General features: G+C 65.0%; 21 protein-coding genes and 1 pseudogene. 21 read left to right on the forward strand and 1 reads right to left on the reverse strand.

Annotation, left to right across the window (positions count from 1 at the left end; genetic code table 11):
* Window positions 1-215: 215 nt before the first annotated feature.
* Window positions 216-1,763, reverse strand: a complete 1,548-nt coding sequence (locus tag ACESL8_RS08980) for an amidase (protein ID WP_372917986.1) — start codon at window positions 1,761-1,763, stop codon at window positions 216-218.
* 165 nt (window positions 1,764-1,928) lie between these two features.
* Here ACESL8_RS08980 and ACESL8_RS08985 point away from each other — a divergent pair, with 165 nt between their 5' ends.
* From ACESL8_RS08985 to ACESL8_RS09085, 21 genes and pseudogenes are all read left to right on the forward strand, one after another.
* Window positions 1,929-3,398 carry an ATP-binding protein gene (locus ACESL8_RS08985; protein WP_372917988.1) on the forward strand — a complete coding sequence of 490 codons (1,470 nt, stop codon included), beginning with the start codon at window positions 1,929-1,931 and terminating at the stop codon, window positions 3,396-3,398.
* A complete protein-coding gene (locus ACESL8_RS08990) occupies window positions 3,395-4,288 on the forward strand; it encodes a response regulator (protein ID WP_372917990.1) in 894 nt (297 codons plus the stop codon). Before ACESL8_RS08985 ends, ACESL8_RS08990 begins: the two co-directional genes overlap by 4 nt.
* A 43-nt stretch (window positions 4,289-4,331) precedes the next feature.
* A pseudogene (locus ACESL8_RS08995) lies at window positions 4,332-6,032 on the forward strand (Hsp70 family protein).
* Entirely contained in the window at window positions 6,029-7,474 is a 1,446-nt protein-coding gene (locus ACESL8_RS09000) for a hypothetical protein (RefSeq protein ID WP_372917992.1), read from the forward strand. The pseudogene ACESL8_RS08995 and the gene ACESL8_RS09000 overlap by 4 nt, the downstream one beginning before the upstream one ends.
* Complete coding sequence (locus ACESL8_RS09005; protein ID WP_372917994.1) at window positions 7,372-8,100, forward strand: glycosyltransferase 87 family protein; 729 nt, start codon at window positions 7,372-7,374, stop codon at window positions 8,098-8,100. The genes ACESL8_RS09000 and ACESL8_RS09005 overlap by 103 nt, the downstream gene beginning before the upstream one ends.
* Window positions 8,101-8,461: 361 nt before the next feature.
* Window positions 8,462-8,653 carry a Flp family type IVb pilin gene (locus ACESL8_RS09010; RefSeq protein ID WP_372917996.1) on the forward strand — a complete coding sequence of 64 codons (192 nt, stop codon included), beginning with the start codon at window positions 8,462-8,464 and terminating at the stop codon, window positions 8,651-8,653.
* 421 nt (window positions 8,654-9,074) lie between these two features.
* On the forward strand, window positions 9,075-9,962 hold the full coding sequence (gene cpaB, locus ACESL8_RS09015; protein ID WP_372917998.1) for a Flp pilus assembly protein CpaB: 888 nt from the start codon (window positions 9,075-9,077) through the stop codon (window positions 9,960-9,962).
* The gene (locus ACESL8_RS09020; RefSeq protein WP_372918000.1) at window positions 9,959-11,344 is read left to right on the forward strand and encodes a type II and III secretion system protein family protein; all 1,386 of its coding nucleotides are present in this window, start codon (window positions 9,959-9,961) and stop codon (window positions 11,342-11,344) included. Before cpaB ends, ACESL8_RS09020 begins: the two co-directional genes overlap by 4 nt.
* A gap of 3 nt (window positions 11,345-11,347) precedes the next feature.
* A complete protein-coding gene (locus ACESL8_RS09025; RefSeq protein ID WP_372918002.1) occupies window positions 11,348-11,662 on the forward strand; it encodes a hypothetical protein in 315 nt (104 codons plus the stop codon).
* Window positions 11,662-12,654 carry a CpaE family protein gene (locus ACESL8_RS09030; protein ID WP_372918004.1) on the forward strand — a complete coding sequence of 331 codons (993 nt, stop codon included), beginning with the start codon at window positions 11,662-11,664 and terminating at the stop codon, window positions 12,652-12,654. The genes ACESL8_RS09025 and ACESL8_RS09030 overlap by 1 nt, the downstream gene beginning before the upstream one ends.
* Window positions 12,654-12,887, forward strand: coding sequence for a hypothetical protein (locus tag ACESL8_RS09035; protein ID WP_372918006.1), 234 nt, complete (start codon window positions 12,654-12,656; stop codon window positions 12,885-12,887). Before ACESL8_RS09030 ends, ACESL8_RS09035 begins: the two co-directional genes overlap by 1 nt.
* Window positions 12,884-14,284 carry a CpaF family protein gene (locus tag ACESL8_RS09040; protein WP_372918008.1) on the forward strand — a complete coding sequence of 467 codons (1,401 nt, stop codon included), beginning with the start codon at window positions 12,884-12,886 and terminating at the stop codon, window positions 14,282-14,284. The genes ACESL8_RS09035 and ACESL8_RS09040 overlap by 4 nt, the downstream gene beginning before the upstream one ends.
* Window position 14,285: 1 nt before the next feature.
* The gene (locus ACESL8_RS09045) at window positions 14,286-15,287 is read left to right on the forward strand and encodes a type II secretion system F family protein (RefSeq protein ID WP_372918010.1); all 1,002 of its coding nucleotides are present in this window, start codon (window positions 14,286-14,288) and stop codon (window positions 15,285-15,287) included.
* A 5-nt stretch (window positions 15,288-15,292) separates the two neighbouring features.
* Window positions 15,293-16,264 (forward strand): type II secretion system F family protein, encoded by a 972-nt coding sequence (locus ACESL8_RS09050; RefSeq protein WP_372918012.1) that lies wholly within the window; start codon window positions 15,293-15,295, stop codon window positions 16,262-16,264.
* A complete protein-coding gene (locus ACESL8_RS09055; protein WP_372918014.1) occupies window positions 16,261-17,571 on the forward strand; it encodes a tetratricopeptide repeat protein in 1,311 nt (436 codons plus the stop codon). Before ACESL8_RS09050 ends, ACESL8_RS09055 begins: the two co-directional genes overlap by 4 nt.
* Window positions 17,564-18,622 carry a tetratricopeptide repeat protein gene (locus tag ACESL8_RS09060; RefSeq protein ID WP_372918016.1) on the forward strand — a complete coding sequence of 353 codons (1,059 nt, stop codon included), beginning with the start codon at window positions 17,564-17,566 and terminating at the stop codon, window positions 18,620-18,622. The genes ACESL8_RS09055 and ACESL8_RS09060 overlap by 8 nt, the downstream gene beginning before the upstream one ends.
* Window positions 18,623-18,630: 8 nt before the next feature.
* Window positions 18,631-19,116: a prepilin peptidase gene (locus ACESL8_RS09065; RefSeq protein ID WP_372918018.1), complete on the forward strand. Its 486-nt coding sequence runs from the start codon at window positions 18,631-18,633 to the stop codon at window positions 19,114-19,116.
* Window positions 19,117-19,227: 111 nt separating this feature from the next.
* Window positions 19,228-20,661, forward strand: coding sequence for a porin (locus ACESL8_RS09070; RefSeq protein ID WP_372918020.1), 1,434 nt, complete (start codon window positions 19,228-19,230; stop codon window positions 20,659-20,661).
* Between the two features lie 141 nt (window positions 20,662-20,802).
* A complete protein-coding gene (locus ACESL8_RS09075) occupies window positions 20,803-21,612 on the forward strand; it encodes an enoyl-CoA hydratase/isomerase family protein (RefSeq protein WP_372918022.1) in 810 nt (269 codons plus the stop codon).
* Between the two features lie 2 nt (window positions 21,613-21,614).
* Entirely contained in the window at window positions 21,615-22,793 is a 1,179-nt protein-coding gene (locus tag ACESL8_RS09080; protein ID WP_372918024.1) for an acyl-CoA dehydrogenase family protein, read from the forward strand.
* Window positions 22,793-23,699: acyl-CoA dehydrogenase family protein (locus ACESL8_RS09085; protein ID WP_372918026.1), on the forward strand; the 907-nt coding region annotated here is incomplete at its 3' end. The genes ACESL8_RS09080 and ACESL8_RS09085, both read left to right, overlap by 1 nt.

Consider the following 23,699-nt stretch of genomic DNA (forward strand, 5'->3'; position numbering starts at 1 on the left):
CTGCCCTCCGAAGGCAGAGGCCACTGGTTCGAATCCAGTCGGGTGCACCACTTTTCATTGGATACCTCCGCCTCAAGCCGCAGCGTGCGCCTCGGGTCTGGCGCGCTGTATTCCACATCGCCAACATGCCGCCCGATGCCAAGCCTTGTCGAGGGCGGCGCGCTTGAACCGTTCTGAGCGGCACGCTGCTTGCCTACCCGCGCCAGCTTGGCGCATCAGCGCGCCGCCGGAGCGAACAGCTTTTGCACCTCGGGGCCTTCCTCCACCGTTTGCACGAAGGTCGGGATCAGCTTCATCGCCGGGGCGGCTTGCTCGAAGGCAAAGCCCAGCGCCAGCAGGCGCGCGTCGCTCCAGGCCGGGCCGATGAAGCTCAGCCCCACCGGCAGCCCGCGCACGCCGCCCATCGGCACGGTGAGGTGCGGATAGCCGGCCACCGCAGCCAGCGCGCCAGCGCCGCCGCCGGGCGATTGATCGGCGTTGACCGGATCGATGAACCACGCCGGGGCGGCGGTGGGGGCGACAAGCGCCTCGACCTTGGCATCGGCGAGCATCTTGTCGATGCCTTCCTTGCCGGCAAGGCGCAGCGAGGTTTCACGTGCCTTGATGTACGCCGGATCGGTGAGGCCCTTGGTATCTTGCGCCTTTTCGAACGTGTCTTGCCCGAACAGCCCCATTTCAGCGCCGGCATTGGCCTTGTTGAAGGCGATCACGTCGGCCAGCGTGCGGCTTTTCACCGTGGCGGGCGTGGTGGCAAGATAGGCGTTCAGATCGGCCTTGAGCTCGGTGAGCAGCACGATGAGTTCGTTTGCGCCGATTTCGCGGCGGTTGGGTGCGGTGGTGATGTCCACCAGCACGGCGCCCTGAGCCTTGAGCACCGCCAGCGCGGCTTCGAAGCGCGTGTCCACCCCGGTGTGCCAGCCGGTGGCCCAGCGCAGCACGCCGATGCGGGCACCCTTGAGCGCATCGGGCTTGAGGGCAGCGGCATAATCCACCTTGCGCGCATCCGCCTCTTTGGTGGCGGCGTCGGCGGGATCGCTGCCGGCCATCACCGTAAGCAGGCGCGCCGCCGTCATCACGTCGCGCGTCATCGGCCCGGCGGTATCCTGGCTGTGGCTGATCGGCACGACATGGGTGCGGCTGACCAGGCCCACGGTGGGCTTGTGCCCGACAATGCCGTTGATCGCGGCCGGGCAGGTGACGCTGCCATCGGTTTCGGTGCCAATCGCGGCATCGACCAGCTGTGCCGCCACCGCCGAACCGCTGCCCGACGATGAACCGCAGGTGTTGCGCGACAGCGCGTGCGGGTTGCGCGTCTGGCCGCCCACTGCGCTCCACCCCGAGATCGAGGCACCGGCGCGAATATTGGCCCATTCCGAAAGATTGGTCTTGCCCAGAAGCACAGCGCCAGCGGCCCGCAGCCGGGCCAGGAACGGCGCATCGCGGCCCGTCACATTATCCTTCAGCGCCAGGCTGCCGGCGGTGGTTGGCAGCGGGCCGGCCATGTCGACATTGTCCTTTACCAGGATCGGCAGGCCATGCAGCAGTCCGCGCGGCGTCTTCTGGCGATCGAGCGCGCGGGCCTGATCCATCGCGGTTGGATCAACGGCGATCACGGCGTTCAAACGCGGGTTCATTGTCTTGATGCGGGTGAGCGCGGCGGCGGTGTTGGCTTGCGCCACGCCCACGGTAACAACGGCAGTCGGCGCGGCCATCGCTTGCACCGTCAGCCCGCCCGCCACCAGCATGATCGCTATGAGCCGCATGTTTGCCCCCTGTTGCAAATGAGTAACGCGCTGCTCTTGCCACCCGCAGCATGATTTGCAACTGCGGCGCGAGAGTTTAGGCTGATTGCCGCGCACGCGAACGATCAAAAGGGGGGACGCGAGTTTGTCGGTGAAGCGGTTGCCAACCACCAGGAAGCCCGCGCGATGAGTGCGCCCGGCCCGCGCGCGGCCGATGCCGATCCCGCTGCCCGCATCGCCGCGTTGGAGCAGGCGCGCGCGGTGGCCGAAGCCGCCAACCAGGCCAAGACGCGGTTTCTGATGGGATTGTCCCACGAAATCCGCACCCCGTTGAATGCCATCCACGGCTATGCCCAGCTGCTCGAGCGCGGCGCCGCCATCGCGCCAACCGAAGCCGGGCGCATCATCCGCCGCTCATCCGAACATCTGGCCGATCTTGTCGAAGGCCTGCTCGATATCAGCCGCATCGAAGCGGGCGTGATGAAGCTCAACCGCGAAACCGTGGCGCTGCGCGCACTGCTCGAACAGGTGGCCGCCATGTTTCGGGTCGAGGCGCAGAACAAGGGCCTCGATTTCAACTTTTCCAGCCCGGCCAACCTGCCAATCTGGGTGCTGGCCGATGAACGCCGCTTGCGTCAGGTGCTGATCAACCTGTTGTCCAACGCCATAAAATACACGCAAACCGGCCATGTCACCTTGTCGGTGCGTTATCGTTCGATGGTGGCTGAATTCGAGGTGGCCGATACCGGCATCGGCGTCGCGCCCGAAGATGAAGAACGGATTTTCCTGCCGTTTGATCGCGGCAGCGGGCGGGCGTCGGGCGTGGCGCCGGGCATTGGCCTGGGCCTGGCGTTGTCGCGCATGCTGGCGCAGGTCATGGGCGGCGAGATCGCGGTGAAAAGCCAACCCGGGGGCGGCAGCCGGTTTACGCTGAAGTTGCTGCTGCCCCCGCCCAATGCTGCCCCGCCCGATGTGCCGGCACGCGGCCTGCCCATCGGCTATGAAGGCCGCCGCCGAACCATTTTGGCCATTGATGACGATCCCGGGCAATTGGCGTTGTGGCAGGAACTGCTGCGCCCCATTGGCTTCAATCTGTTCGTAGCCGGATCGGGCGGTGCCGGCCTGTCGTTGGCCGAACTTGGCCGGCCCGATCTGGTGCTGCTCGATGTGTCGATGCCCGGCCTTGGCGGCTGGGAGGTGGCGCAGCGGCTGCGTGACCGCTTCGGCCGCGAGATCGCCATCCTGATGGCGTCGGGCAATGCCGACGAGCTGGTGGGCGTCGCCATCACCGGCGTGCACGATGGCTTTGTACTCAAACCGGTGGATCAGCAGGCGCTGTTTGGCACGCTGGGCCGCCAATTGGGCCTGATCTGGACCTATGAAGGCGTCGCTGCGCCTTCCACCGCCGCCCTGCCCCCCGCCCTGCCCGAAACCGCCCGCGCGCATCTGGCCGAGCTGGCGCGGCTGGCGCGCACCGGCCATGTGCGCGGCCTGTCGGGTGCGCTGTCGGCACTGGCCGCTGCGGTGCCCGATGCCGGCCCGCTGGTCGCCCGGCTGGCCGCTGCGCTCGATGAATTTGATCTTGCCGCTTTCCAGGCGTTGTTGGCGCAGCAGCCGGAACCGGCCGAACCGGCCATTGGAGATATCACGCCATGAACGACAAACCGCGCACCATCATATTGGTGGTCGATGACGCGCCCGATTCGCTGCGCTTCCTCACCGATACGCTGGAAGGCGAAGGTTACGGCGTGCGTATTGCCCGCGATGGCCAGGCCGCGCTGGAAAGCCTGGCTGCCGAATTGCCCGATCTGGTGCTGATGGATGCGGTGATGCCGGGCATCGACGGTTTCGAAACCACCCGCCGCATCAAGGCCGATCCGGCGCTGGCGTCTGTGCCGGTGATTTTCATGACCGGTCTGTCGGAAACCGAAAACATCGTCGATGGCCTGGCGGCTGGCGGGGTGGATTATGTGAAAAAGCCGATCGTGTTGGCCGAATTGCTGGCGCGGCTGCGCGTTCACCTTGGCAATGCCCGCATCGCTGCCGGAGCGCAGGGCGCGCTCGATGCCAGCAACCGGCCGCTGGTGGCGCTGGACAGCGAGGGGCGCGTGCTGTGGACGACGCCCAAGAGCGCCGGCATCCTGCTGGCCCGTTTTGGCGCCGCCGTGGGTGATCGGCTGCCGCCTGCGCTGGCCGGCCAGTTACAGCGGTTGGCGCACGGCGAAGCCCGCGTGAAGCAGGATTTTGCCGGCGGCCGCGTCGAATTCGCCGCAGTGGCCACCAGGGGCGAGGAACGCCACTACCGCCTTACCGAAACGCTGGAAGGGGCCGACGAAAAATTGCTCGGGCAGCGCCACGGCCTGACCGAACGTGAAGCTGAAGTGTTGCTGTGGATCAGCCGCGGCAAGGCCAACCGCGAGATTTCCGAAATCCTTGGCATCAGCCCGCGCACCGTCAACAAACACCTTGAACAGATTTTCGAGAAAATGGGCATCGAGAACCGCGCCTCTGCCGCTGCCGCCGCAGTGAAAACGCTGGCGCAATGAAGCGGAAATTGGCAGCGGCCACGGTGCCCGCTATCACGCTGCAATGATCATCGGCATCGATCTTGGCACTACCAACAGCGCTGCCGCTTATTGGGCCGACGGCGCGGCGCGGCTGATCCCCAACCGGCTGGGCGAAAGCCTCACCCCATCAGCGGTGGGGCTGGATGATGACGGCAGGCTGCTTGTTGGCCGCCCGGCGCGCGAACGCGCAGCCAGCCACGCTGCGCTCACCGCCACGGCGTTCAAACGCTACATGGGCACCCAGCACCGCATCGCGCTGGGCAAACAGGATTACGGCGCCGAAGAACTTTCGGCGATGGTGCTGCGCAGCCTGAAGGAAGATGCGCAGGCGCATCTGGGCGAAGCCGTCGCCGAAGCGGTGATCACCGTGCCGGCCTATTTCAACGACAAGCAGCGCAAGGCCACCCGCCGCGCCGGCGAACTCGCCGGTTTCAAGGTGGAACGGCTGATCAACGAACCCACGGCAGCGGCGCTGGCCTACGGCATCCACCAGCTTGATGGCTAAACCCGGTTTCTGGTGTTCGATCTGGGCGGCGGCACCTTTGATGTGTCGGTGCTGGAAATCTTTGAAGGCGTCATCGAAGTGCGCGCTTCCACCGGCGATAACCGGCTGGGCGGCGAGGATTTCAACGCCGTGCTGGCCGGGCTGATGGCGGCGGCGCACAAACCGCTGGCCGCCAAGGCACGCGATGATCGCCAGCTTGCCGCCAAGCTGAACGAAGCTGCCGAACGCACCCGCCGCACGCTGACCAGCGCCAGCGAAGCGGTGATGGAATTGCAATGGCAGGGCGAGATGTGGCGGCACGCGGTGAGCGCCGAGCAATATGAAACCGCTGCGCAGCCGCTGCTCGAACGCCTGCGCACGCCGGTGCTGCGCGCGCTGCGCGATGCGGATATCGCGCCGGGCAGTCTTGCCGAAATCATCTTGATCGGCGGTTCAACCCGGATGCCGGTGGTGCGCCGCACTGTGGCGCGCATGTTCGCGCGATTTCCAAATTCCACTATCAATCCCGATGAAGCTGTCGCACTGGGCGCGGCCGTGCAGGCGGGCTTGAAGGCGCGCGATGCGGCGCTGCGCGAAGTCGTGCTTACTGATGTTTGCCCCTATTCGCTGGGGGTGGATATTGCCGAACGCCTGCCCGGCGGCGCTGTTGAGGCCGGCATTTTTTCGCCCATCATCGAACGCAACACCACGGTGCCGGTCAGCCGGGTCAGCATCTATGAAACGATGCAGGCCAATCAGCGCGAGATATTGCTGGGCGTCTATCAGGGTGAAGCGCGGCGGGTGACGGAAAATGTGCGCATCGGCGAATTGAAGGTGCCGATGCCGCGCGGGCCGGCGGGCCAGCCGATTGAAGTGCGCTTTTCCTACGACATCAATGGCCTGCTTGAAGTGGATGTGAAAGTGATGGGCAGCGGCGACGCGCACACGCTGGTGATCGCCGATCCCGAAGACCAGATCAGCGCGCAGGAGCAGGACCGCCGCCGCGCTGCCTTGGCCGCCTTGAAACAGCACCCGCGCGATGCCGAGGCCAATCGCACCGTACTGGCCCGCGCCGAACGGCTGTGGGAAAATGCGCTGGGGTATGAACGCGACGAGATCGGCCGGTTGATCCGCGGTTTCCAGGCCGCGCTCGCCACCCAGGATGTGCGCACGGCCGATCAAGCCCGCGAGGAACTCAGCAGCGCGCTCGACCAGCTCGAAGGACCCGGCTGGCTGTGAATCCTTGGGCGCTATTGGGCCTGAAGCCCAGTGCGGACCGCGCCGACATTCGCCGCGCCTATGCCCGGCTGCTCAAGATCACCAACCCCGAAGACGATCCTGAAGGCTTCATGGCCTTGCGCGCGGCGCACGATGCGGCGCTGAACCAGCTGCAATGGCGCCAGCAAGGGCGGGATGACGAGGCAGACGATGGCGGCGCGCCAGCGCTGGCCGAACTGGAGGCGGCGCTCGCATCGCCGGTTCTCGAATCTGTACTCGCCGAGGACTCGCAGTTCGCCGCCGAGCGCGGTGATCTGCTGGCGCGGCAGGAAGCGTTGATCGCCGCCATTCAGGCTGGCCCCGGCGGCCAGCGTGCGGCTTTCGATGCGCTGATGGCGGCGCCCGCGATGGACGGCGTGGCAACCCGCGCCAACATCGAAAACTGGCTGGCCGGCCTGATCGCGAACAGCCTGCCGGCGAGCGACTCGCTGGTGGTGGCGGCGATTGCCCGGTTCGGCTGGGAAGACCTGCCGCGCGGCCGCATCCCGCCCGCCATCGCCGCACTGCTGCAGCGGCGCGAGGAAGGCGAATTCGTCGCCCGCATCGCGCTACCGCACACCGATCTGCATGTCGGCTACAGCGCCTTGAGCCAGCCGCCGGGGCCGCGTTGGTGGCGCCACGTCACCGCGATGGTTTCGGCCGCGCCGGCGCAAACGCGCAGCATATTGGGCTTGGTCGATGGGCCGCTGCCCGGGATCGCCGATTGGCTCAACAGTGACGCGGCGGCGGCGTGGCGCGATTGGCACAGCGTGGTGCGGATGCGGCTGTGGATGATCTTCACCATGTTCCCGCTCGCCGCCGTGGTGCTGGCCGGGCTGCTGAGCCTTTCGGGCTGGCCGCAGGCGCTGCAGCAGGGCGCGGGTTTGCTGGCGTTGGCAGTGGCGGGGGCTGCACCGCTTGGTTTGCTGGCGGTTTTGCGCGCCCGGCAGCGGCATGATTGGGATCGGCCGGATTGGCAGTATTCGCACTGGCCGCTGGCGGTGGCGGCGTGCAACGGAGACAGGACGATGACCGGATCGAGGCCCTTTTCGCTAGCGCCCGCGGCGCAAATGCCGGCCCCGTTGCTGGGGCCGCTGGTGCTGTTCACGCTGGCCCTGGCCTTTGCCGGCCAGATCCTGTTGATCGCGCTGCAACTGGCCGTGCCGTGGCTGGCCTCGGCTGGGCCGCCGCAATTGCTGGATTTTCAGGTCTTCCACATCGCCGGGCAGCTGGCTTTGGCTGGCGATCTGGCCACCGCCTATGATCCTGTGCAGTTCTGGGCGCACACGCGCGCGCTTACCGGCAGTCCCGATCGCATGCTGTGGCCGGGCAGAATGCATTTTTCATCGGTGCGCTGGTGGCGTGGTGGGCCAGTCTCACCCTTGCCGGCCGCACGCTGGCGGGCGTGCCGCTGGGCCTGTTGACAGTAAAGCCGCAGTTCCTGGCCGGCATCGGGCTTTACCTGCTGCTGCGCGGCCGGTGGCGGATCATTGCGGTTGGCGGGTTGGTGGCGGCGCTGGCCTTGGCGCTTGCCACGCTGCTGCTGGGCACCGGCGTGTGGCTGGATTTCGTCCACGTCATGGGCGAGCTTGGCCGTTACCTGTCGCGCGGGCTCTACCAGTATCACCGCATGACCTCGCTTTATGCTGCGCTGTTCGTGCTCACCGGCGATGCGCGGCTGGCGCTGGCCGGGCAGATCGGCCTGGCCGCATTGCTGGCGATCGGATTGCTGCTGGCGCCGCGGCGCCGCGTCCGGCGCTGGGGATCGTGCTGGTGCTGCTGTTGTGCGCGGCGCTGCTGGCCTTGGCGCGGCGGCCGCCGGCAGGCACCGAATCGCGCTGAAGGGCTGCCGCGGGCTCCGGGTCCGATTCGAATCAGCCGGTTTCGATTCGTTTTTTTCCCCGAATTGGAGGTGTATTCACCCAGGGTCCGAACAGGCCGGCAAGCACGTGTCATTTTCGCAACAGCTGTTTCCGGGCCTGAAATTGCTCTTTTGCGGGAAAAATCGCGCTTGCATGACCTATTTCAAGCCGCGAACAAGCGCCGTTAAGCCTTTGATAAGCATGAAAGTTTACGATTTAGGCAATTTCCTAAGCCATTGTTTTGTCTGGACAATCGAGCCGCTGAAGTGCTTGTTGTGCCAACCTTAATTAATAGGAAATAATATGATTTAAATAATCACTAAAAAATGTCAACGATAATGAAATTCCGCGAAATACAGACAAATTTTGTAAACCAATTTCGATATTGTTCAAATCGTTACGGAGGTTTATCTAGATTGCAGGATATCGGCCGAAGGAAGCAGTGGGTTTCATTCGATCGGCACCAACGATGGTCCTTCCCGTGCGCTCGTCTGGATACGTGCGGGACCTTGCAAAATTGGCTTTGGCCTAAATAGTGGGAACAATGCGATGATGAAGATCCTGAACAGCCTCAAGGGCAACAAGTCCGGCGCTTCTGCTGCTGAATACGCTCTGATCGTCGCCGTGCTCGGCGGTTTCGTGGTTGTGGGCGCAACCCTCTTTGGTAAATCGCTGCAGGCCGCCCTGACCAGCTCGGCTACCGAGTTGGACGATGCTGTCGCTCTCAACCCCCCCGCCTAATTTGGTGGCGGCCGCCGGTCGGGGCTGTTGCCCTGGCCGGCGGCCAACGACCGGGAATCGGGCCGGCACGATGTTTCGCCGCTTTAAGTTGTTCGGGCGAGACGTTGCAACACTCCCAGGCCGCACACCCGGTGTGCAGCGATCTGGCAAGGCAACAACAGGTTGGTTCGTGACGACCATGGTTGTCATTTTGGGCAGGTTCCGGGGAAGGGCTGCCCGCGCGTGCAGAGTGGCGTTCGGGCGTAACTGCCAAGCTTGACCGGAGTCTGGCCGTAACGGGATGATCCAGCAAACCGCAATGGCTTTGCTGGTGACAGTTGCAAAAGGGACGAACCTTGCACACCAAGCTGCACACGTCAGGGTCGCCGGCCAGCGCATTGCGCAGTGCCAGGCTTGACGGTGCCGACAGGGTGGCCCGCTGATGCGCCGCTCCTCCATCATCATGCTGATTGCTGCCGTGGCGCTGGGCCTGGTTGCGGTGCTGTTTGCCCGCACGTTCCTGGGCGGCGGCGACGCTGGCTCCGCTGCGTCGTCAGCCGCGGTTCGCACTGTACCAACCGTGATTGCTGCAGCCGACATCAATTTTGGCGAGAAGATCACCCCCGACAAGGTGAAGGTGGTCGATTGGTCCGCTGGCACCTTGCCGCAAGGCAGCTTCCAGCGCCTTGAAGACCTGACGACGGGCGCCGGCCGCACCGCCATGCGCCCGATCGTTGCCAACGAAATTCTCACCGAAAAATCGCTTTCGACCGGTGCCAACCGGTTGTCTACGGCCCCGCTGCTGAACCCGCAGATGCGCGCCATTTCGGTGCCGGTGAACGAAGTTTCCGGCGTTGCCGGGCTGATCTTCCCGGGCGACCGGGTGGACGTGTTCATGACCCGCCAGCCCGAAGAAGCGCTGCCCTACGCCGAAATGCTGGCGCAGGGCGTGCGCGTGCTGGCCGTAGGGTTGGACATGAACGTGGGCAAGGACAAGCCCGAGATCGTGAAATCGGCCACCATCGAGGTGACGCCGCTGCAAGCCCAGAAAATCACGCTGGCGGTCACGGTTGGCCAGGTCAATCTGGCCCTGCGCCACTTCACCGATGAAAGCCGCGTGCGGCTGCAGACGGCACAAGTGATGGATCTCAACGACGGCACCATCACCCGTCTGGTGCGCAAGCCCAACTCGGGTGGTTCCGCCCCAGCTGGTCCGCCGCAAGGTGGCGGCAATAGCGGTGGGCAAGCGCCGGTGGGGCCGGGTGTTGTGGTGATGCGCGGCTCCGACGGGGGCACGAAAACCAGCTTTGAATCGGTGATCGGCAAATGATGCTTCGTCCCCTCCTCATGATTGGCCTGGCCGCTGCGGCGCTGACCGTTCCGGCCCTGACCATGGCAGCTGAAAACACTGTCGAAGCAGCCACCGGCCTTTCGCTCACGCTGCCAGTGAACAAGTCGCAGACATTGCGGGTGCCGCGGCCCTTTGCCCGCATCGCCATCGGCAACGCCAAGATTGCCGATGTCAGCCCGGTCACCGACAGCGTGGTCTATCTGCTGGGCCGCGAGATCGGCACCACAAATCTTACGCTGTATGATAAACGCGGCGGTGTGATCGCCGTGGTCGATGTGACGGTGACGCCCGACGCCATGGGCCTCAAGCAAAAGCTCGCCGAAATAATGCCCACCGAAAATCTGGGCGTGCAGGTGGCCAACGACCGGCTGATCCTGTCGGGCACGGCCAGCAGCGCCGCCGCCGTGCAGCGCGCCGTCACCATTGCCCAGGCTTATGCGCCCGACAAGGTGATCAACATGATCGGCGTCGGCTCGGCCCAGCAGATCCTGCTGGAAGTGCGCTTTGCCGAAATGCAGCGCGGCACCGTCAAGGCGCTGGGCATCGACAGCCTGGCCTTTGGCCTTCAGGGCGACAACACGCTGGCGCGCACCAACGGCGCGGTGGGCTCGCCCGGCGTTGGCATCGGCGGGGCGTTTTCCGGCACGTTCAGCACCCCCGGCTTCAGTTTCCGCATGCAGGCGCTGGAGCGTCAGGGCCTGATCCGCACGCTGGCGCAGCCCAATATCATCGCGCTCTCGGGCGAAACGGCGAATTTCCTGGCCGGCGGTGAATTCCCGGTACCGGTCGGGGTGGCCCAGAATGGCCAGATCGCCATCGAATTCAAACAGTTCGGGGTGGGCCTGTCCTTCACCCCCACCTTGCTTGAAGATGGGTTGATCAACCTGCTGGTGGCGCCCGAAGTGTCCAGCCTCGATCCGACTGCCGGCATCGACGTCGGGAGCTTGCGCATTCCCGGCCTGAAGGTGCGGCGCGCCCGCACAACGCTGGAACTGCGTGACGGCCAGACCTTTGCCCTCGCCGGCCTGATCCAGAGCGATTTCCGCGACACGGTGAACCGCGTGCCGCTGCTCGGCAGAATTCCGATCCTTGGAGCGCTTTTCCGTTCGACAAACTTTGAACGGCAGGAAACCGAACTGGTGATCCTGGTGACGCCGCGCATCGTGCGTCCGGTGCCGGCCGGCACTGCCCTGCAACTGCCCACAGATCGTATTCTCGAACCCAGCGACGCCGATCTGTTTTTACTTGGCAAATCCGAACGCCGGGTACAGCCGGGCACAATGCTGCCGCTGCCCGGCCCGGCCAGCGCCGTCAACAAGCCCGGCGGGGTTGCCGCCGAGCATGGTCATATCGTGAGGTAACTGATGTTCAGGCTCGCAACATCCCTGCTGCTGGTGGCCTTGATGGTCAGCCTTGCCGGGCCGGCAAACGCTCAGGACAAGGGTCTTGGCCTTGTGGTGCAGAACAATATCGCCGCAATGGCGGTTGATCTCACCCCGAGCTACGCCAATCTCAAGATCGAAGGTGGCGATGGCATGCTGGCTGATGCGGCGCTCACTCGGTACCGCACGGGCCGGGTCAAGCCGCTGTTGCCGCTGTCTGGATCGAGTAGCTTGGGCAATGCTGCGGCCGCTGGCGGGGCTGCCCCCGCTGCGTCCCTACCGGGCGGTCCGCGCTGATGGCCATGCTCGCGCGTCTTGCGGCCTTGGCTGGCCGCGACAAGACCGCAGCCGCGCCGCCGGTCGAAGCGGGCGATCTGCGGGTGACGATGGCGCTGGCGCCGGCAACGGCCGCCATGCTTGACCAGGCGCACCTTGGCGACATGGGCGCCGAAATCCGCGTGTTCGATGGCGGATTGGACAAATTGTCGGCGAATGGCCCGATGCTGCGCCGCACCGATCTGTTGATCCTGGAAATCGATCCCGGCAATGCCGAACAGCTGGCGGCGCTCGAAGATTTCGCCGGCAGCGCGGGCGCCCGCATCCCGGTAGTGGCAGCGGCTCATGATCTGACGGTCGCCGCCACTCGCCGCCTGATGCGGTCCAGCATTGCCGATGTGCTGCCGATCCCGTTCAGCCGCGAAGAACTGGCCCAGGCGCTGGAAACCGGCCGCGAACGGCTGGGTCAATTGCGCACCGGCAGCGGTCCGGCGCGCAGCGGCAATGTCATCGCCTTTCAGGGCGCGCTGGGCGGAGCCGGCACCACCATGGTCGCCACCCAACTGGCGCAGATCTGGTCGGCGGAAAAAAAGGTGCTGCTGATCGATCTCGATCTGCAGCGCGGCAATGCGGCGCTTTACATGAATCTCAAGCCGCGGCTTTCCATCGCCGATCTGATCGAGGCCGATGACCGGCTTGACGCCGAATTCCTGAAGATGGTGCTGGAGCGCCACCAATCGGGCGTATCTGTTATTTCCTCGCCAAGTGACATGACGTCGATGGATGTCGTCACCCCGGAATTCATTGATCGCCTTTTGGACGTGGCAACGCAGAATTTCGATCTGGTGCTGCTGGACATGCCTGGCGTGTGGATGGACTGGACCGCGCTGGCCATCCAGAAGGCCGACCTCTTGATGCTGGTTACCCAGATGACCGTATCGGGCGTGCAGCAAGCCCGCCGTCAGCTGGATGTGTGCGAAGCCAATGCCTGGGCGACCGGGTGCGGGTGCTGATGAACCGCCTGGTTCCCGGCATGTTCGGGAAATACAGCTTGGGCGAAGCGGAATCGGCGCTGCGCGGCCGCGTGCATTATGGCCTGGCCAACGATCATCCCACCGTTTCAGCGGCGCAGGATGAAGGCCGCAGCCTCGCCCAGATCAAGATGAAATCCCGGGTCGAGAAGGATCTGCGCGTTGTCGCAGCGCAGCTCGCCGATGAACTGCTCAGCATGGGGGCGACGGCGTGATCTTTCCCACCCGGCGCAAGACAGTCACGCAGGCCGGCACCGCGTCAGAAGTGGCCGAGACGGTAACGGTCGCTTTGGCACCAGTGGCTGCGCCGGTGGTCAGCCTCAAGGATCGCCGCCGCGACGATTACACCGAATTGAAGGTCATGTTGCACCAGCAGTTGATCGACCGCATCAACCTGGCCGCCCTGGAAACCATGACGCGCGAGCAGATGCAGCGCGACATCGGCGACATCGTCCAGGAAATGCTGAAGGAAAACAACCAGGCCCTGAACGCCGTCGAACGGCGCCAGCTGGTTGAGGATATCCTTGACGAGCTGCTGGGCCTGGGTCCGCTGGAACCGCTGCTGAAAGACCCGACGATTTCCGACATCATGGTGAACAGTGCCACCAAGGTGTTTGTGGAACGGCGCGGCCGCATCGAGGAAGTCGGCACCCGCTTTGCCAGCGATGCCCACCTGCTGCGCATTATCGGCAAGATCGTTTCCAACGTTGGCCGCCGTGTCGATGAAAGCTCGCCGATGGTCGATGCGCGCCTGCCCGACGGCAGTCGCATCAACGCCATCATTCCGCCGTTGGCCATCGACGGGCCCTGTCTGTCGATCCGCAAGTTCCCGCCCAGCCGCACCAGCATCGACAAGCTGGTTGAATATGGCTCATTGACCGCCGATTGCGCCACCTTGCTCAAGGCGGTGGTGGCCAGCCGCCGCAACCTCATCGTGTCGGGCGGCACCGGTTCGGGCAAGACGACGATGCTCAATGCGCTGTCGGCCTCGATCGGAAGCCATGAACGCGTGGTCACCATCGAGGATTCGGCCGAACTTCAGTTGCAGCAAAGCCATGTCGTGCGCTTGGAAACCCGCCCGTCCAACATCGAGGGCCGGGGTGAAGTCAATCAGCGCGACCTCGTCAAAAATGCGCTGCGCATGCGGCCAGATCGGGTGATCCTGGGCGAAATCCGTTCAGGCGAAGCCTTCGACATGCTGCAGGCGATGAACACCGGCCACGATGGCTCGATGACGACGCTGCACGCCAACACACCGCGCGATGCGCTGTCGCGCCTGGAACAGATGATCGGCATGTCGGGAATCGACATGAGCCCGAAATCGGCGCGCGCGCAAATCGCTTCGGCGATCAATGTCGTGTGCCAGCTGGAACGCCTGCAGGACGGCACCCGCCGCGTCACCTCGGTCGCCGAAATTACCGGGATGGAAGGCGAGATTATCCTGATGCAGGAAATCTTCAAATTCGTGCGCGAAGGTGTGGATGAGCAGGGCAAGGTGATCGGCGAGATGCGCCCGATGGGCGTGCGGCCCAAATTCATGGAAATCCTCAAGGCGCGCGGCTTCGATTTGCCTTCCACCATGTTCGATCCGTTCAAGCGCAAGGAGGGCTGAAGTGGAACTGCCGTCGTTCGTCAACGCCGAATTTGTCTTTTACGGCATCGTGTTCATGGCTGTGGTGCTGCTGATGGAAGGCGGTTTCATCTGGTGGCGCGACACTTATGGCCCCAAAAGGCGCATGTCGCGGCGCATGGCGCTGATCGAAAGCGGCGCGACATCGGAAGAGATCATCACCGCGCTCAGGCGGCAGACGACCGATGCATCGAAATCCATGCTGCCGTCGATGATCAAATATCTTGATGTCCGCATGAGCCAGGCTGGCATCCGCCTCAGTGCCCAGCGCATGCTCAGCTACATGGCAACCGCCACCGTGCTGATCGGCTTCCTGTTCCCGCTGGTCGGCGGCATTAGCGGCCAGGTCACCTCGGCCGGCGCCGTTTTGCTGCTTGTGCTGTTTGCCGCCGGTATCGGCATCGCGCTGCCCATTCTTTACATCAACTATTCCGCCGCCAAACGGTTGAAGCTGATCGAAGCACAATTCCCGATCGCGCTTGATGTCCTGGTGCGCGGCCTGCGGGCCGGTTACCCGGTGTCGGGCGCGCTGGAACTGGTCGTCAACGAATTGCCCGACCCGCTGGCTTCGGAGCTTGGGCTGGTACTGGCCGAGGTAAACTATGGCTCGCCTTTGCGTGACGCGCTTGAAGGCTTCGCTAGCCGCGCGCAGACGCAGGATATTAACATGTTCGTGGTCTCGGTGGCCATCCAGACCGAAACCGGCGGCAGCCTGGCCGAAATCCTCGATAGTCTGACCAGGGTAATCCGCGACCGCGCCGCCATGGTGCTCAAGGTCCGCGCCCTGGCCTCGGAAGGCAAGATGACCGGTACGCTGCTCACTGCCATGCCGATCATCACCTTTGTTGGTGTTTTCTCCAGCCAGCCCGAATTCTATCTCGATGTCGTCGGTGATCCGTGGTTCATGCCGGGCGCTCTGGGTGTGCTGTTCCTCTATGTTCTGGGCGTCACGATCATGCGGCGCCTGATCGCGATCAAGGTGTAATGGCAATGGGCGGCGGTGCTCTGGCAAACTGGATCGTGCTCGGCCTGGTGTTTGCGGCCGTGGTGCTGGTCGTGCTGGCGCTAGCGCCGGTGCTTACGGCCCGGGGCAACATCAAGTCGCGCCTGGCCAGACAGGGCGGTGGTGCCGCCATCGATGGCGGCCCCGGCAGCATTCGCAACGACCTGATCACGTCGCGCTGGGCACAACTGCTGCATGAAATCGAAGAGCGCGGCCTCAGCCTTTCAGACGATGCTTCCAACAAGATCGCGGACAAACTCCAGCGGGCCGGATTTGACCAGCCATGGGCGCCCCGCGCCTTCACCCTGGCGCGCGCCATCGGCACGCTTTCGTTGCCAATTTTTGTCGTGACCGTGATTGCGGCCGGGGGCAACTGGCCGGCGCCGGTCAAACTCTACATGATGATCATGGGCTCTGCTGTCGCCGGCCTGTATTTGCCGGGTATCATCGTCGGCTCCCGGGCTGAAAACCGCGCCGAGGAAATTCTCAACGGCTTCCCCGACACGCTCGATCTGCTGCTGGTCTGCCTCGAAGCCGGCCTGGGCATAGATGCCGCCTTTAGCCGCGTCGGTTCGGAAATCGTCGGCTCTCACCCGCTCCTGGCCAAATTGTTCGGCCAGGTCAGCCTTGAGCTGCGCGCTGGCCGCAGCCGCGAAGTGGCGCTGCGTCTGCTCGCCAAGAAAAGCGGCGTGCCGGAAATCACCGCTTTCACCACCCTGATCATCCAATCCGACAAATTGGGCGCATCGGTGGCCTCGGCGCTGCGCATCTATGCCTCCGAAATGCGCGAAGCGCGCCGGCTGCGCGCCGAGGAAAAGGCCCACCGCATCCCCGTTCTGTTGTCGATCCCTCTGGTCTGTTTCCTGCTGCCCACCATGGTCGCGGTGCTGATGCTGCCGGCTGCCATCGGCATGAAGAACCAGATGGCCATGGTTGATAAGCAAAGGCAGGCACGATGAAACAGGCTGCCGGTCTTGTTCTCGCCCTTGCCGGCGCGTCACCGGCGCTAGCTGATGGCTTCAATTCAAGCAGTTTCAGGCCGCGCAGCGACGGCCTGCCGACAAGCGCTGTCGCGGGCGGCCAGAATGCCGATGCCGCGCTGGCCGATGGCCGCAGCCTGTTGGCTGCCGGCAACGCCGCCCAGGCAATTTCGGCGTTCCGCATCGCGCTTGGCCAGAACGCCGGATCGTTGGCGGCGCTGAACGGCATCGCTATCGCCTATGATCGGCTGGGCCGCATCGATCTGGCCCGCCAGCATTTCGAAATGGCGCTGGCGCTGGAGCCTGGCGCCGGCGACATCGCGTATAATCTGGGCTGGACACTGCACCGCGCCGGCCTGCATCGCGATTCCATTCCTTGGCTGCAACGCGCCAGCAGCAGCACCGACGGCCGCGCCGCCGCTGCCGCTCGCCGCGCCCTGCTGCTGGTGGCGGCTGCGCTGGAAAGCGGTGTTGCAGCGCCCAGCTTCGCGCCCGCCGCGCTCGTTCGGGTCGCCAGTGCCCGCGTCGAAGCCGCACAAACCGCTGCGCGCATCGACCTGGCGAGCAGCGGTGAAGCCGTGCTGGTCCTGCCCGGCCTTATCCACCACCCGGCCACCGCGCCGCGCGCTGTGTTGGCGCAGCGGGCTGGCGGCGTACCGGTAGCCCGGCTTGATGCCCGGCTGGCTCCGCCCGCACCTGGCGAACTGCCGCGACTGGCCGCGCCGATCACGCTGGCGCAGGACCAAGTCCCCGCCCCGCAGGCTGCCCCGCAGGCTGCCCCGCAGGCTGGCCCGGCCATGGTCGCCGCCCAGCTTGGCGATCTCGCTGCGCTCACCATCCCGATGGCGACGCTTGCGCTGGCCAAAGCCGCGCCGGACGCAGCCACAGCGGCCGTGCTGCTGCCGCAGGTGATCAGTTACACCGATGTGCCGCCCGATTTCAGCCAGTTGCTGGCCCACAGCGAACCCGCAGCCTTGTTGTCGCTGCCCAGCTTCCACCCGGCCCCGCTGCGCCTCCTCGATCTGGCGGTGCTGCCGGAACTGGCCACAGCCACGCCGCTGGCGCCGCGCGCTTTTCTGGTGCCGGCGCGTATTGCGATCGATTGGCTGGCCGGCTTCGATGCTTCGCGCTTTGCCCCCGAAATCGAAGACCGCGCTTATCTGCGATTGGTGACCGCGCTTTCGGCGCAGGCCGATCCCACTGCCATCGACGACAAGGACGCGATACGCCTTGCCATTGCTCGGCTCGAATCGCTGGTCGCCCGTATCGGCGCATCGGGTGCCTGATGGCGCCGAACCGATTGGTCAGCCGCCTCAAACGGTTGCGCCGCTGACATCGCCGCCGGCCCGGCGCGGTCGGCTGGCCCCGGCGCGCCCGAACGCGATCGTCAATCTGTTTCATCGATTTGCCTTCACAGTGCTGCTGGTGGCGCTGGCCATGGCGCTGGTTGGCCCGGCGCTGGCCCGGCCGAAATCGCCCAAGTCCCCACGCGAGGCGGCCGCCGGCTTCGTGCAGCCCCCGCTACCGTCCCCGCTACCGTCCCCGCTGCCGCCATCCCCCGAAGCGCTGGCCATACTGGACGACGTCATCGCCGATGGCCGGCTGGACGCCGCGCGTGCTCTGATCGCGCCGATGTGGGCCAGCGGCGCGCCCGATGTACTGCTGCGCGGTGCCGAACTGGCGCTGGCCGGCAGCAGCCTGCCCGAAGCCGCCGAGGGCTTCACTGGCCTGATGGATGGCCCGCTGTCGGCGCGCGCGCGGCAGGGGCTGGGCATTACCCGGCTGCGCCAGGGCAACGAAGCCGAAGCACGCATCCTGCTTGAACAAGCGGCGGCGGCCGATCCCGGTCTCGCCCGCGCCTGGAACGCGCTGGGCGTGCTGGCCGACAAGGCGCGTGACTGGCCGGCTGCGGATGTGGCCTATGGCAAGGCAGTTGCTGCGGCGCCGCAGGATGCCGGCATCATCGCCAATCGCGGCTGGTCGCAATTGCTGCGCGGTCATCACGAAGCGGCGGAACGTGATCTTGCCGCCGCGCTCAAGCTGCAACCCGGGCTGGAGACGGCGCGCACCAATCTCGCTCTGGCCCGCGCCATGCAGGGCCGTTATCAAGACGCCTTCCTGCTCAGCGACAAGACCAGCCTCGCCGCCGATCTCAACACCGTGGGCTACGCCGCGATGATGCGCGGCGATCTTGCAGTGGCCGAAGCCTATTTCAACCGCGCCCTGGCGTTGAACCCGCAGTTCGATCGCGCCGCCTGGGCCAATCTGCAGTATCTGGCCGAGCTGAAGGCGCAAAAGCTGCGCGAACCCAGCGCTGGCGCGCCCAGACTGCCATGAGCGCCATCATGAGCCTGGCTGATGCCGGCCTGTGGCTGATGGCGCTGTCGGTGCTGGCCAGCGCCGGCTTTGATCTGCGCACCTTTGAAATTCCCGATACGATCACCGTGCTTATCATCATTGCCGCAGTGCTGTTCGGGCTGGGCACGCCCGGGTTTGACTGGGCCAGCCATGCGGCGGCTGGCGGCGCTTTCTTTGCGTTCGGCCTGCTCGCCTTTGCGCGCGGTTGGTTGGGCGGCGGTGATGTGAAGGTGATGACCGGCTGCGCCTGCTGGGCAACGCTGGGCAATCTGGCCGAACAGGTGGTGGTGATCGCCATCGCTGGCGGCGGCTTGGCGCTGATCCTGATCCTGCTGCGCCGCGGTCTGGCGTTGGCCGGCATCACCGGCGACAGTGCGCCGCGTCTGGTGCGGGTGGGTGCCGATTTGCCCTATGCCGTGGCCATCGCTGCCGGCATGGCGGTGTGGGGCTGCCGCCACCTGCCGCTGGGCTGATCGGGGCGACTGTCACCAAATTGTCATTCATGTGCAACAAAAGAGCCGCTGAACTGCAATATAGGCGCCGCAATGCCGAGCTGTCCGCTCGGCCCCATTGGGCCCACCGCCATGACCCCCCGCCTTTACGCTGCTTCCGCAGTTTGCCTCGCCCTGTTGTTCAGCCTGGGCGCCGCGCCGGCACGTGCTGCTGAGCCAACCGTCGCCGAGCTGCAACGTCAGATTGACGAGCTCAAGGCGATGGTTGCGGAACTGAAGGCCCTCGCCCGCCCGGTTGCTACGGCGCCTCCGCATGCAGTTGCCGCTGCACCGCTTACCCCCACCGCTGCTCCGATTGTTCTGGCCAGAGCGCCGGCCCAGCCGGCCGCCATCGTGCTCACCCTGCCGCCGCGGCGCGGCAAGGCCTGGTATGAAAAGCTCACCCTGCGCGGCTATAGCCAGCTGCGGGTGAACGAGATCGTGTCGGGCGGCGCAACGGCACCGGCCGGCGTGTCGCGGCTGCGCAGTATCGGCGATGCCAACATCACCAATGCAAACAATTTCAGTTTCCGTCGGATACGGTTGATCCTGCAAGGCGACCTTAACGACCATGTCTCGCTGTATTTGCAGCCTGATTTTGCGTCAGTTATCTCCAGCCAGGCCGCCAACGAGCGCCGCGAAGGCTTTGGCCAGTTGCGCGATGCCTATGTCGACTGGTTCCCGCTAGCCGATCACAGCCTGCGCCTGCGGTTTGGCCAATCCAAGGTGCCGTTTGGCTGGGAAAATTTGCAAAGCTCGTCAGCGCGGCTCGCGCTCGATCGGACCGACGGCATCAATACGGCTGTGCCGACCGAGCGGGATCTGGGCGTTGTGCTGTATTACACGCCGCCGCAGGTGCAGCAGATCTGGAACAGGCTGGCCATCGACGGTCAGAAATTGTTCGGCAATTATGGTGCCTTCGGGTTGGCGCTGTACAACGGCCAAGGCACCAATCGCACCGAGACCAACAACGACCTGATGTTTGTTGCCATGGCGACCTGGCCATTTGCGCTGGATGGTCTGGGCCTTGATGGGCAAGTGCTGGAAGTGGGCGGGGCTGTCATGCGCAATCGGGTTCAACCGGAATTGCGCACGGGCGGGGTCAGCCCACTGTCCTATGCCGATAACCGCGTTGGCCTGCACGCCATGCTCTATCCGCAGCCGATTGGGTTTCAGGCCGAATGGAACTGGGGCACCGGCCCGCAGTGGGATGATGTCACCCGCTCTATCCAGGAAAGGCCGCTGGAGGGCGGATACATCCAGGTGATGGCACGGGTAAAGCGCTCGCCGCTCGGCCCGTTCATGCCGTTTGCGCGCTGGCAGCAATATCGCGGCGGCTTCAAGGCCGGGCTCAATGCGCCGCGCCTTGAAACCGATGAATTAGAACTGGGCATCGAGTTTCAGCCGACTTCGCCGTTGGAACTAACCCTCACCTATGGCCGTGCCAAGCGCCGCGAAGCCGACGAGCGCCGCAGCGGCCAAGCCGAAGGTGACATCCTGCGCGCACAGCTGCAATGGAACTACTGATCGTGGCCGCAGCTTCATGCTGGTTTATTCCAGCCTGCCCAACCGCTCAAATCCGCTCATGCCGAGCTTGGCGGAAAACCGCTGTTTGACCCCGCGCTCCGGCTGCGCCACGTTGGCACAAACTGCTGGGGAGAAAGCGCCATGGCGCTATTGGAAGGCTATCAACGTTTCACCTTCACGCGCGGGCAGTTCGGCCACGACCGGGTGCTGACAGCGACCATCACCGGCAACAATCCGGTCAACGGCGTCGATGAACAGATGCACCACGAACTGGCGCGGGTGTTCACCGATCTGCAGCAAGACAAGGGCAGCGACATCATCGTGCTCACCGGTGCCGGCCGCGCCTTTTGCGCCGGCGGCGATTTTGACTGGTTTGAAGAACAGATCGCCAACCCGGCCAGCTTTCGCGATATCGGCTGGGATGCCAAACGCATCGTCACCAGCCTGCTCGACATCGAAAAGCCGGTGATCTGCCGCATGAACGGCGCGGCGGCCGGGCTGGGCGCCACCATCGCGCTGCTATGCGATATCATCATCGCCGACGAAAATGCGGTGATCGGCGATCCGCACGTGAAGGTCGGGCTGGTTGCCGGGGATGGCGGCGCGGTGATCTGGCCGCAACTGATCGGCTATGCCCGCGCCAAGGAATTTCTGATGACCGGCGACCTGATAAAGGCACCGCGCGCCGAAGCGCTGGGCCTGATCAACTATGCCGTGCCGACGGACCAGCTTGATGCGAAAGTGACCGAGATGGTCGGCAAGCTGATGGGCAATCCCAAATTTGCCGTGCGCTGGTCCAAGGTGGTGGCCAACCAGCCGCTGCGGGTGCTGGCGCAGCAGTTGATGGACGCGTCGATCCCGTATGAGACGCTGTCCAACCTGGCCGCTGACCGCGCCGAAGCCGTGCGCGCCTTTCGCGAGCGCCGCCCGCCTGTTCTGACGGGCGATTGACGATGGCACCCCCGCTGCCCCCCGTTACCTTCACCGACGAACCTGAACATATCGGGCAATTGCGCGATACCATCCGCCGCTTCCTGAGCCAGCACGCGCCGCGCGAAGCCCGCATCCAGTGGGACCGGGATCATCGCTGGCCGCGCGATGTGTATGCGGAGCTCAACAAATTGGGCCTGACGGCGCTGACCGTGCCCGAAGCATTTGGCGGGGTGGGGCAGGATCTGGTCGCTGCTATCGCGGTGATCGAGGAACTCAGCACAGCCGGCGCGTGTCTGGCGGGGCCGTACATCCACACGGCGTTTTATGGCGGCATGAACCTGTCTGAAAACGGCAGCGCCGAGCAGAAATCGCGGTTCTTGCCCGCGCTGGCAAAGGGCGAATTGTTCTTCGCCTATGGCTTGTCCGAACCTGATGTTGGCGGCGATCTCGCCAGCGTCACCACTCGCGCGCGGCTTGATGGCGACGAGGTGGTGATCGACGGCGCCAAACGCTGGTGCACGGGCGCGGACTGGTGCCATTACATCTACACGCTCGTCCGTTCCGGCCCCGCCGAAGACCGTTACCGCAACCTCAGTTTCGTGCTGATCCCCACCGATGCGCCCGGCGTGCGGATGCAGGATATCCACCACAGCAACCTGCGCTATACCGCCAGCCAGGATGTGTATTTCGACAGCGTGCGCGTGCCGGCGGCCAATATTGTCGGCGGCCCGGAGATGTGGAATCAGGGCTGGAAGCTGCTCGCTGGCCGCGCGCTGGATGTCGAGAAATTGGAAATCACCGCCGTCGCCTTCGGCATCGCCCGCGCCGCGCTGGATGAGGCGTGGGATTATGCCCAAAGCCGCGTGCAGTTCGGCAAGGCGATCAGCCAGCACCAGGCCGTGCGCCACAAATTGGTGAGCGCGCGCACCAAGCTGCAGGCGGCGCGGCACATGCTCTATCATGCGGCGTGGCTGGCGCAGGAAGGCCGGCCGTGCAGCGCGGAAACCAGCATGGCCAAATTGTTTGTGGCCGATGTTGGTGTGGAAATCGCGCTGGCGTGTCAGCAGGTGATGGGCGCCTACGCGCTGTCGGACGCGTTCGACATGGAGCGGCACGTGCGGGACCTGCTCGGCATGCCGATTGTTGGCGGATCGAGCGATATGCAGAAGAACAACCTCGCATCGCTTTGGAAGCTGTGATGATCGCTGAAGCCTTGCTGGAGACAGTCGCCGCCCGTGCTGCCGATACGGAAAGCCAGCGCCGGTTGCCCGCCGATCTTGCCGCCGCCCTGGCGCACGCGGGCCTGTTCCGCATGCTGGTGCCCAAATCGCTTGACGGCGCAGAAGCCGACGTTGCCACGCTTTTCACCGCGCTGGAGCAGTTGGGCCGCGCCGATGCCGCCACCGGTTGGTGCGTGATGATCGGCGGGACAACGGCGCTGATTTCCGCGTGGTTGCCCGCAGAATACGCCCGCGAAATCTGGGCCGATCCGCACGTCATCACCGGAGGCGTGTTCGCACCGATGGGCCGCGCGGCGGTGGACGGCGGTGATTATGTAGTTACCGGCCGCTGGCCTTGGGGGTCGGGCAGCGCCAATTGCAGCTGGCTGCTCGGCGGCGCGGTGATCATGGATGGAGCTGAGATGCGGCGGCTGCCCAGCGGCGCGCCCGATCACCGCATGATGGTGATGCGCAAGGCCGAGGTTGAGCTGATCGACACCTGGGATGCGCTGGGCCTGCGCGGCACCGGATCGGGCGATTTGGCCGCCAGCAATGTGCGCTTGCCGCAGGGACGCAGCGTGTCGTTCATCACCGATACGCCGCGCGAAACCGGCGCGCTGTACCGGTTCGCACCGTTCGGCCTGCTGGCGCTGGGCATCGCGGCGGTGGCGAGCGGCAACGCGCTGGGCGCGCTGGATGATTTGCAGGCGCTGGCGGTTGCCAAAAAGGCGCAGGGCAGCAGCCGCAGCCTCGCCGAACGCGGCGTCGTGCAGGCCGATTTTGCCGTGGCGCACGCCGATCTGGCGGCGGCGCGCGCGCTGGTTCAGGCTGAAATCGCGGCGGCGTGGGATCTGGTGGTGGCGGGCGACACACTCGATCTGCCGA

Source organism: Sandarakinorhabdus sp., assembly GCF_041689835.1.
Taxonomy (GTDB): Bacteria; Pseudomonadota; Alphaproteobacteria; order Sphingomonadales; family Sphingomonadaceae; genus Sandarakinorhabdus.

Bases quoted from the DNA above. Each gene is read 5' to 3' on its own strand.
- ACESL8_RS09030 (WP_372918004.1), top strand. From the start codon at position 11,662: ATGGCCATGCTCGCGCGTCTTGCGGCCTTGGCTGGCCGCGACAAGACC.
- ACESL8_RS09020 (WP_372918000.1), top strand. From the start codon at position 9,959: ATGATGCTTCGTCCCCTCCTCATGATTGGCCTGGCCGCTGCGGCGCTG.
- cpaB (WP_372917998.1), top strand. From the start codon at position 9,075: ATGCGCCGCTCCTCCATCATCATGCTGATTGCTGCCGTGGCGCTGGGC.
- ACESL8_RS09050 (WP_372918012.1), top strand. From the start codon at position 15,293: ATGGGCGGCGGTGCTCTGGCAAACTGGATCGTGCTCGGCCTGGTGTTT.
- ACESL8_RS08990 (WP_372917990.1), top strand. From the start codon at position 3,395: ATGAACGACAAACCGCGCACCATCATATTGGTGGTCGATGACGCGCCC.
- ACESL8_RS09035 (WP_372918006.1), top strand. From the start codon at position 12,654: ATGAACCGCCTGGTTCCCGGCATGTTCGGGAAATACAGCTTGGGCGAA.
- ACESL8_RS09010 (WP_372917996.1), top strand. From the start codon at position 8,462: ATGATGAAGATCCTGAACAGCCTCAAGGGCAACAAGTCCGGCGCTTCT.
- ACESL8_RS09080 (WP_372918024.1), top strand. From the start codon at position 21,615: ATGGCACCCCCGCTGCCCCCCGTTACCTTCACCGACGAACCTGAACAT.
- ACESL8_RS09065 (WP_372918018.1), top strand. From the start codon at position 18,631: ATGAGCCTGGCTGATGCCGGCCTGTGGCTGATGGCGCTGTCGGTGCTG.
- ACESL8_RS09025 (WP_372918002.1), top strand. From the start codon at position 11,348: ATGTTCAGGCTCGCAACATCCCTGCTGCTGGTGGCCTTGATGGTCAGC.
- ACESL8_RS09070 (WP_372918020.1), top strand. From the start codon at position 19,228: ATGACCCCCCGCCTTTACGCTGCTTCCGCAGTTTGCCTCGCCCTGTTG.
- ACESL8_RS08985 (WP_372917988.1), top strand. From the start codon at position 1,929: ATGAGTGCGCCCGGCCCGCGCGCGGCCGATGCCGATCCCGCTGCCCGC.
- ACESL8_RS09055 (WP_372918014.1), top strand. From the start codon at position 16,261: ATGAAACAGGCTGCCGGTCTTGTTCTCGCCCTTGCCGGCGCGTCACCG.
- ACESL8_RS09075 (WP_372918022.1), top strand. From the start codon at position 20,803: ATGGCGCTATTGGAAGGCTATCAACGTTTCACCTTCACGCGCGGGCAG.
- ACESL8_RS08980 (WP_372917986.1), bottom strand. From the start codon at position 1,763: ATGCGGCTCATAGCGATCATGCTGGTGGCGGGCGGGCTGACGGTGCAA.